The 9,475-nt window shown below is 51.3% G+C and carries 7 protein-coding genes; 2 read left to right on the forward strand and 5 right to left on the reverse strand.

The annotated features are described in order from the left end of the window. Window positions 1-172: 172 nt before the first annotated feature. Window positions 173-1,171, reverse strand: coding sequence for a 2-keto-3-deoxygluconate transporter (gene kdgT / locus EHN07_RS18785; RefSeq protein WP_124025535.1), 999 nt, complete (start codon window positions 1,169-1,171; stop codon window positions 173-175). A gap of 407 nt (window positions 1,172-1,578) precedes the next feature. On the opposite strand from kdgT, the gene kduI reads away from it, so the two are divergent. Further along, window positions 1,579-2,415, forward strand: coding sequence for a 5-dehydro-4-deoxy-D-glucuronate isomerase (gene kduI, locus EHN07_RS18790; RefSeq protein WP_124025536.1), 837 nt, complete (start codon window positions 1,579-1,581; stop codon window positions 2,413-2,415). A 50-nt stretch (window positions 2,416-2,465) separates the two neighbouring features. Here kduI and EHN07_RS18795 read toward each other — a convergent pair whose 3' ends face one another. From EHN07_RS18795 to queF, 4 genes are all read right to left on the reverse strand, one after another. Continuing rightward, the gene (locus EHN07_RS18795) at window positions 2,466-3,830 is read right to left on the reverse strand and encodes an L-serine ammonia-lyase (RefSeq protein WP_124025537.1); all 1,365 of its coding nucleotides are present in this window, start codon (window positions 3,828-3,830) and stop codon (window positions 2,466-2,468) included. A 69-nt stretch (window positions 3,831-3,899) separates the two neighbouring features. Continuing rightward, window positions 3,900-5,198, reverse strand: coding sequence for an HAAAP family serine/threonine permease (locus EHN07_RS18800; RefSeq protein ID WP_124025538.1), 1,299 nt, complete (start codon window positions 5,196-5,198; stop codon window positions 3,900-3,902). 490 nt (window positions 5,199-5,688) lie between these two features. Further along, window positions 5,689-7,053, reverse strand: coding sequence for a nucleotide 5'-monophosphate nucleosidase PpnN (gene ppnN, locus EHN07_RS18805; RefSeq protein ID WP_124025539.1), 1,365 nt, complete (start codon window positions 7,051-7,053; stop codon window positions 5,689-5,691). Between the two features lie 114 nt (window positions 7,054-7,167). Continuing rightward, a complete protein-coding gene (queF, locus tag EHN07_RS18810) occupies window positions 7,168-8,010 on the reverse strand; it encodes an NADPH-dependent 7-cyano-7-deazaguanine reductase QueF (RefSeq protein WP_124025540.1) in 843 nt (280 codons plus the stop codon). A 68-nt stretch (window positions 8,011-8,078) separates the two neighbouring features. On the opposite strand from queF, the gene syd reads away from it, so the two are divergent. Beyond that, window positions 8,079-8,627: a SecY-interacting protein gene (syd, locus tag EHN07_RS18815; RefSeq protein WP_124025541.1), complete on the forward strand. Its 549-nt coding sequence runs from the start codon at window positions 8,079-8,081 to the stop codon at window positions 8,625-8,627. The last annotated feature ends 848 nt before the right edge of the window (window positions 8,628-9,475 follow it).

The following is a 9,475-nucleotide window of genomic DNA, read 5'->3' on the forward strand; positions in this document are numbered from 1 at the left end:
AACCCACGTGTTTCGCAAAACGAACATAGGCCATCAATAAAAAACAAGGAAAATCAATTTATTGATTTTCGGCTGATAACCACAAAGAAGGAAAAACCACGCTTTTTCCTTCTTTGTCAGCAACCTCAAATGGAGCCATTCGGCTCCATTTCTTTATGCGCGCTTCCCAGAATTAATGAGAAAGCTCGACGATATCGTCTTTATCTTCACTGTTTTTGACCGGGGTTCCCCCGACACGTTTTGAATACAGCGCAGTAATAATCGGCACCAGAATCGCGGTCACAATCACACTTGCTGCCACCAGTGCGGTAGCTGACGCGGCGACAGGTTCAAACGCCGGGTTGATTTGGGCAATGATAACCGGGTTTGCCACCGCGGCACCTGCTGCGGAAGAGGCTGCGATACCCGCAGTACCGTTGCCGCCACCGATATATTTATCAGCCAGAATCAATGGAATGCCGGTGATGACGATCACCGCAACACCCAACATAATACCCAGCAGGCCGGTATCCATAATCACGCCCAGATTAATGGTGTTACCCAACGCGAAGCCGAAGAACGGGATCAGGACTGGCGTGGCTTTGCTGAAGAAGGTGCGGAAATCGTGGTCCAGGTTGCCCAAGGCAAAACCAATCAGGAACGGCAGCACGGCGCCGATAAAGTGATGTGCTTCAAATGAAGCCAGACCCGCAGAGCCCAGAATCACCATGGTCATCAGTGGGCCAGATTCCAGAGACATCAGCACAAATGCGCCAGACTCTTCTTTCGTTCCGTACTGGTTCATCAGGCTGGCATACAGGCCGCCATTGGTCATATCCATCGCCGATACGAGGGCCAGAACAGATAAGCCCGCAAACATACCGGTCTGAATCCCGCCCTCCGGGATAAAGGAAGCGGCAATCATCGCCACCACCCAGGCCACAGCAATTTTAGTCAGCACCAGGGTGCCGGATTTACGCAGTACGGTGCCGGTGGCTCGCAGATCGATGGATGCCCCAATGCAGAAGAACCAAACCGCCAGAATGGGAACGGTGCCGCTAATCATCCCTTTAGTGAAAGAACCAAAATAGGCGCCCGTATCAGGAGCAAAAGTATTTAAAACTGCTCCAAGAATCAGTGGGATCAACATCATCCCACCAGGGATACGTTCAATAGTGGCTTTAATCTTCATAATAATTCCTTGTTATTTTTTCATTATTTACAGTGAGTTAATGAAAAAATTGCTTAACTATGTTCGGTGAAAACCGTTTGTTTTCCCTGTTTTATTACGTATCAGGCCAGAGATATCATTGCTCTTAATGGCAGTTTCATTAACTTTGTTGAGCGACTTGCCTTCGCTTCATGCTTCCGGTGACGCTCTTCAGAATAAACTATCCCACTATCGGAATGGTGATTCAATCAAATTGAAACAATATTTCAGTTTAGATCACATTATTTATTTATCGAGGTGATAAACTGTCTTTGTGGGGCAGTGAAATGTAGCGTTGTTGTGAACAACTCCGTTTTAATTGCTAAAATATTATTAATAGTAACGGGCGTGATTTTTCTTCCGCCTTTTATTTCCCGTAAGGAACAGTAATGGATATTCGTCAAAGCATTCATAGTGATCATGCAAAAACGCTGGATACTGCCGGCCTGCGTAAAGAGTTTCTGATTGAAACTATCTTTACCGCCGATGAGTACACCATGACCTACAGCCACATCGATCGCATTATTGTGGGCGGCGTCATGCCAGTTACTCGCACGGTGAGCGTTGGCGGTGAGGTGGGGAAACAGTTAGGGGTGAGCTACTTCCTGGAACGCCGCGAGCTGGGGGTTATCAACATCGGTGGTCAGGGCACTATTACTGTGGATGGGACCTGCTATGAAATCGGTACCCGTGATGGTCTGTATGTGGGTAAAGGCGCTAAAGAGGTGGTATTCGCCAGTATCGATCCGGCAAATCCGGCTCGCTTCTACTACAACTGTGCTCCGGCGCATACCGCTTACCCAACTAAACGCGTAACCCCTGCGGACGTATCGCCAGTGACCCTGGGCGACAGCGTGACCAGCAACCGCCGTACCATCAATAAGTACTTCGTTCCGGATGTGCTGGAAACCTGCCAGTTAAGCATGGGGCTGACTGAGCTTGAGCCTGGCAACCTGTGGAATACCATGCCTTGCCATACTCATGAACGTCGTATGGAAGTCTATTTCTACTTCGGTCTGGAGCAGGACAGCTGCGTCTTCCATATGATGGGCCAGCCGCAAGAGACTCGCCATATCGTGATGCAAAACGAGCAAGCCGTGATTTCCCCAAGCTGGTCAATCCACTCGGGCGTGGGGACTCGCGCCTATACCTTTATCTGGGGTATGGTGGGTGAGAATCAGGTATTTGATGATATGGACCATGTGAAAGTGGGCGATCTGCGTTAAGACGGCCCACCATTAAAAAACCCCGCTGAGTCCATCCCGCGGGGTTTTTTTTAGTCGCAGGAGACTTTCATCGCCAGTCCGCCTCGGGAGGTTTCCCGATACTTAGCGTTCATGTCCTTACCCGTTTCGTACATGGTGTCGATAACCTTGTCGAGGCAAACGCGTGGCTCGCTGGTACGGCGTAATGCCATTCGTGCCGCATTCACCGCTTTCACTGCCGCTATGGCATTGCGTTCGATGCAGGGCACCTGAACCTGCCCGGCAACCGGGTCACAGGTCAGACCGAGGTTGTGCTCCATGCCAATTTCCGCAGCAATACAGACCTGGCTTGGGCTGCCGCCGAGCAGTTCAGCAAGACCTGCCGCCGCCATGGAACAGGCCACGCCCACTTCTCCCTGGCAACCGACTTCCGCCCCTGAAATCGACGCGTTCATCTTATACAGCGAACCAATCGCACCGGCAGCAAGGAAGTAGCGTGCGCAAGAATTTGCGTTAACTTCACGGATAAATTTGTCGTAATAGGCCAAAACCGCAGGAACGATACCGCATGCACCGTTAGTTGGCGCGGTAACCACACGGCCACCGGCCGCATTCTCTTCGTTCACCGCCAGGGCAAACATATTAATCCAGTCGACAACTGCCATTGGATCAGAGCTGTTTTTATCGCTGCTGACCAGCATCCTGCGCAACGCTGCGGCGCGGCGCGGTACCCGCATTTTACCCGGCAGTACGCCTTCGGTAGCGATCCCTCGCTCAATACCGCTGCGCATCACACCCCAGACATTAGCAAAGTGCGCGTCGATTTCCGACTGCGGGCGCAGCGCGCGTTCGTTTTGCATCATCAGGCCAGACAGTGAAAGCCCACTCTCTGTGCAATGGCGCTGTAGATCGGCTGCGCTTTTATAAGGATACGGCACAACCGCCTGCTGAGTATCAGTGAGGCCAAAGTGCGCTTCATCGACGATAAAACCGCCGCCGATGGAGTAATAGGTTTGGCTATAGATAACTTCACTGCCGGCAAGCGCAGTAATCCGCATGCCGTTTTCGTGCAGGGAAAGATTATCTTCGTGGAAGTTCATACAGCTATCGACCGGGAAATCTACTTCATGCTGGCCGTTTGCCAGCAGCAGGCGACCGTGTGTATTCACGTCCTGAATAAAGTGTGGGATAGCATCAATGTCGACGGTGTCCGGCATATTACCAGCAAGACCCATAATAATGGCGATATCGGTATGGTGGCCTTTACCGGTGAGCGACAGTGAACCATAGACATCAACCACTACGCGCGTGACGTTATGCAAAATCCCTTGCTTAATTAAATCGTCTGCGAATTGAAAGCCTGCTTTCATCGGGCCGACGGTATGGGAGCTGGAAGGGCCAATACCGATTTTGAAAATATCGAATACGCTAATCATGTTGCGTCCGTTGCTTGAGTCACTTTAGAGGCGAAAAAGCCGCCCGCGTGCGCAGGCGGCTTAGAGCAGTTAGATGAACAGAGAGTATAAAGAGTAAGAGATAGCAGAAATTGCGACCAGACCCATGATGACCACAAATACATTGCTGATATGACCGCTATATTTGCGCATTGCCGGGACTTTCTGAATCGCATACATCGGCATCAGGAACAGAATCATCGCGATGACTGGGCCGCCCAGGGTTTCAATCATCCCCAGAATGCTTGGGTTCAGGGTGGCAACAATCCATGTCGTCACCAGCATGAAGATGGAGGTGATACGGTTCAGTTTATTAAGTTCAATGCTCTTACCTTTACCGCGCAGCGATTTAATCACCATGCCGTTAAAGCCTTCACTTGCTCCTAAGTAGTGGCCGAGGAAGGATTTAGTGATCGCCACAATCGCGATAATCGGTGCCATCCAGGCGATAACCGGCGCGTTAAAGTGGTTCGCCAGGTAAGACAAAATCGAGAGGTTCTGTGCTTTCGCTTCGGCCAGGTTGGCTGGAGACAGGCTCAGTACGCAGCTGAATACGAAGAACATCACGGTAATTACCATCATGATGTGGGCGTAGGAGAGGATGCGGGAGCATTTTTTCTCCGCTTCTGCGCCGTATTCATTACGTTTTGCTACCGCAAAGGCCGAAATGATTGGTGAGTGGTTAAAGGAGAACACCATTACCGGAATGGCCAGCCACAGCGTCATCCACAGGCCGCTGCCGCTCGCAGGAGATGCGCTAAATGACAGGGTTTCGAATGCAGCGCCGCTCCATTCAGGAATCAGGTACAGCGCCAGAACCATTAATGCGGCAACGAACGGGAACACCAGAATACTCATCGCTTTGACAATCATCTGCTCGCCGAAACGAACGATGGTCATCAGACCGACGATGAGGATCAGAGACAAAATCGCGCGAGGTGGCGAAACCAGCCCCAGCTGGTGGGTAATAAAGCTATCCACGGTGTTGGTGATAGCGACGCTGTACACCAGCAAAATGGGGTAGATTGCGAAGAAGTAAAGCAGGGTGATGACTTTACCCGCTCCCACGCCGAAGTGCTCTTCCACAACTTCAGTAATATCTTCCCCAGGGTTTTTGCCTGACAGCACGAAACGGGTCAGGCCACGGTGAGCAAAAAAGGTCATCGGGAAGGCGAGGATCGCCATAATGAACAGCGGGATCAGACCGCCTACGCCGGCGTTAATCGGCAGGAATAAAACGCCCGCGCCAATGGCGGTACCGTACAGGCCCAACATCCACATAGTATCGGACTTGCGCCATGAACTGGTGCTCTCGACAGAGGCAATACTGCCGGTTTGAGTGGTTTCCATCTACTTCTCCAAAGGAACATATGATTCGAAATCTGCGTCAATCGCGCTGACTTGCCATTGACGACTGAAACTTAATACTGCCGACAGGCGGTTTTATAGTAATTTTGGCCGGTGATAATCAGCGGGCGGAAAGATACATTCATAGCGTAAATCCATCAGTGATCAAGATCTCAATTATAGGAATTATACTGCTTATGGTGTTGTTGGTAGATTTTAAGTCTGTGACTGGTGTTTTTAACGGAATTTATTTCATTTAAATGCGTTTTTTTAGATAATAAAACGGTGTTTCAATATGTCGTTTCGGTGTAATAGTCTGTATAAATGTGATTTTCAGCAGAAATTCAGAGTAAAACATAAGTTTTTATGCAGATTAAAACACTGATGGCGGAAGCGTTTGCAGATAGGGGGAAGCCAGTAAGAGAAGAAAAAAGAGAGAAAAAGAGAGAAAAAGAGAGAAAAAGAGGGGCGGAGTCGCTCCACCCCGGGGAATTCAGGTGCAGATTTCGTAGCAAGGAATGTATGCCGTACCGGGTAATTTCATACGGTGCTGGGCCACAAACCCCTGTAGCAATACATCCATGCGTTTCATCATCTCTGCATCGCCGTGGATTTTATACGGCCCGAACTGCTCGATTGCGCGGATCCCGCCTTCTTTAACGTTGCCTGCGACAATCCCCGAAAACGCTCTGCGTAAAGAGGCCGCCAGCTGTTCTGCCGGCTGATCCGGATAGAGTTTAAGATTGGCCATGTTTTCATGGGTGGGTGCAAAAGGCACCTGCAGATCCGGCGCGATACGTATCGACCAGTTGAAGCTGTAAGCATCGCCTGTTTCACGACGATTCTCTTTCACTTTCGGCATCGCCTTTTTCATCTGACGTGCCACTTCTGCCGCATCATCAATAATGATTTGGTAATGGCGACGAGCCTGCTCGCCTACGGTGCTGACGATAAACTCGTCCAGCACGCGGAAGTAATCAGCGCTCTCTTTGGGCCCGGTCAGAATCAATGGCAGCACCTGATCGTGGTTGTGCGGATTCATCAGGATACCGAGCAGATACAGCAGCTCTTCCGCCGTCCCCACCCCGCCCGGGAAGATAATGATGCCATGCGCAATACGGACAAACGCTTCAAGACGTTTTTCGATATCAGGCATGATAATCAGCTCGTTCACCAGCGGATTCGGCGGCTCGGCGGCAATAATCGAGGGTTCTGTCATGCCGATAAAGCGGCTTTCTTTATAACGCTGCTGGGCATGGCCTACCGCCGCACCTTTCATTGGTGCTTCCATTGCCCCCGGGCCGCAGCCGGTGCAAATATTAAGTTCACGCAGGCCCAGCTGGGTTCCGACGCGGCGAGCGTAGAGATATTCGTTTTCGTTGATAGAGTGTCCGCCCCAGCAAACCACCAGATTTGGCGCTTCGCCGACGTGCAAGGCACGGGCGTTACGTAAGATAGAGAACACCATATTGGTGATATTGGCCGGGTCTTCGAGATCGAGATGCTGGAAGCGACCGGCGCTGGAGAGCTGGCCGTTGACGAATAAAATATCGCGCAACACCGCAAACAGGTTTGCCTGCAAAGCCCGGATAATACGGCCATCGACGAAGGCGTCTTCAGGAGGGTTAATCAGTTCGAGTTTGACGCCACGCTCGCGGCGCAGCACGTTGATATCGAAGTTTTCGTAACGCGCCAGCAGCTCTTTACTGCTATCGGTCTGGCTTCCTGAGTTCAGTACGGCAAGTGAACAATTGCGAAACAGTTGATAAAGGTCGCTGCTGGCCGTGCGTTTGAGCATGTCCACTTCCAGCTGCGACAACATGTCCATTGAGCCTAGCGGGCTAATATGTGTAATCAAGTTAACTCCTTACGAAGCGTGAAGTGCCGCTCCCAATGATTACAATAGCCCTGCGTCGTTCATTTTAACAACCTGAAAACAATAATCCTTTCCCGGCTGCGAGATATTTCGCACCTACTGGCGTACCAGGCGACCAAACGAGGGGTGGAAATCGGTATTGGTGCGCCACGGGTTAATATCCAGCCCGCCGCGACGGGTATAGCGCGCGTAGACGCTCAGATTCTGCGGCTGGCAAAAATGGTGAATGTCATTAAAGATGCGCTCAACGCATTGCTCATGAAATTCATTGTGATGGCGGAACGACACCAGATAACGCAGCAGTTTTTCACGGTCGATACGCGGGCCGCGATAGCGAATCTGTACGGAGCCCCAGTCCGGCTGATGGGTGATCAAGCAGTTGGATTTCAGCAGATGGCTAACCAGCGTTTCTTCGACGATCTCATCACCCGCCGCACCGCTCAGGTAATCGGCGTTGAATTGGTAATTATCGATAGTGATATTTTGCTCATCGATACACTCCCCTGAAAACGCGGCGATTTCCTGGCCTTCCAGCTCATGCAGACGGAACAGCACCACGCTGACATCCCCCTGCGCGCAGAGGCTTAAATCGCGCTTTAGCGTTTCCTGCACGGCTTCCCAGTCGGCAAACTGCGTCTGGTTGAAGCTGTTCAAATAGAGCTTAAAGCTTTTGGACTCAATCAGATTTACGCTGTTGGCATCAAGCTGCACATGCCCGATGGCAACCTGCGGCAACCCCTTGCTATTCAGCCATGATAGTTCGTACAGCGTCCAGATATCGCCGCCGCTAAAGGGCAGGCTATCAGCCTGTAAGCCAAGCGGGTCGCGGTTCAGACTGCGCGGTACGGGCTGGAGTAAGGCCGCCTGGTATTTATCCTGGTAAGCGGTTGGCTTGCCCAGCGTCAGGCCGCTCAGGGCCTGGTGTTTTTCATAAGACATGTGTCACCGGTAGAATGCAGGTACAATTGGCCTTTATTGTACCGCAGCCTTGAGGGAGTGAGAAATTGGTGGATAACGACGTACGTCAGGCGCTGGAAGATTTTACCCGTCGCTTTTGCCAGGCATGGCGTGAGCAGACCGGAGGATGGCCCGCCAGTGAAGAATTATATGGTGTACCGTCGCCATGTATCGTAACCACGACCGGTGACGACGTGCGCTGGCAACCGCAGCCTTTTACTCCGGCAAACGATCTGAGTGCGGTAGAGCGTGCTATGGACATTGCTTTGCAGCCCGCGGCCCATCAGTTTTATACCACCCAGTTTGCCGGCGATATGCCTGCGCTCTCGGGCAACCAGCCGCTCACGTTGTTACAGGCCTGGAGCGAAGATGATTTCCAGCGCGTGCAGGAAAATTTGATTGGCCATCTGGTTACGCAAAAGCGGCTGAAAATTTCACCGACGCTGTTCCTTGCGACAACCCCTGATGAAATGGAAGTGGTGTCATTGTGCAACTTAACCGGTGAGGTGGTGCTGGAGAAAATCGGTACTAAGCAGCGTAAAACCCTGGCCGCCACGCTGAGTCTGTTCCTCCAGGGGCTGCAGCCGCAGGTGAGTTAAGCGTCGATCGCTGCCGGGCTTGTGAGACATCTCTTACACAAGCTGTAAGAGATCGCTAACTTTACGTGCAGACATTTTTTAGCGCCATAAAATTTAGTTATTAATTATCAGGAACTTAACTTTTACAACCTCAGCTTTTGAATGAAAGTTATGATAAGCATTGGTTGTGAGTGTCTTGTCAGAGGGCCGGAAATGGTAGATTCTATGCCCCGTCGACAGGAAGTCGGGAAATGAAGGAGATATCAGGATGATGTTACTTCATTGATGAAGCGGAACGCACCAGGATGGTGTTGCAGGGAAGGCTTCAGGATGAAGCAAAGGATCGCTCAGGAAGAGTAAGGGACACCTCCAGGATGGAGAATGAGAGCCGAATCAGGAACGTTCGGTGGGTCTGGAAGACCAAAGGATATCGCATCAGGATGATGCCGGAACACCTCAGGATGAAGGTAGCAGGACGCGAGTACGACGGATTGTAGGTCAGGAGACCGCAGGACATAGTTGTCACGGACGAGCAGGGAGCACCAAAAGTAGCCGGATTAGCTGCGAAACGAACCGGGAGCACTGTTGATACAGTGCTCCATTTTTTTAGTGCGCCGAGCATGGCGCGTAGCGCCTTGACGGGCGCTGTCAGTTGACTGTGGTGGTTAACTGATGACCTGGAGGTGAAAGTCCTCTACACACCCGGTAAGGGGAAGTGTTAGCTGAACGGCAAGGGTGTTCATCGTGAGGTGAAATCTGAAGGAAGCTGAAAGCAAAATGCGGGTCTGACGAACAGGAAGCGGTTCAGGCGGCACAGTGGGGTAAGGCGGCTAATATCGTCAACGCCCAATACTTACACGGAACGCTGT

Source organism: Buttiauxella warmboldiae, assembly GCF_003818135.1.
Taxonomy (GTDB): domain Bacteria; phylum Pseudomonadota; class Gammaproteobacteria; order Enterobacterales; family Enterobacteriaceae; genus Buttiauxella; species Buttiauxella warmboldiae.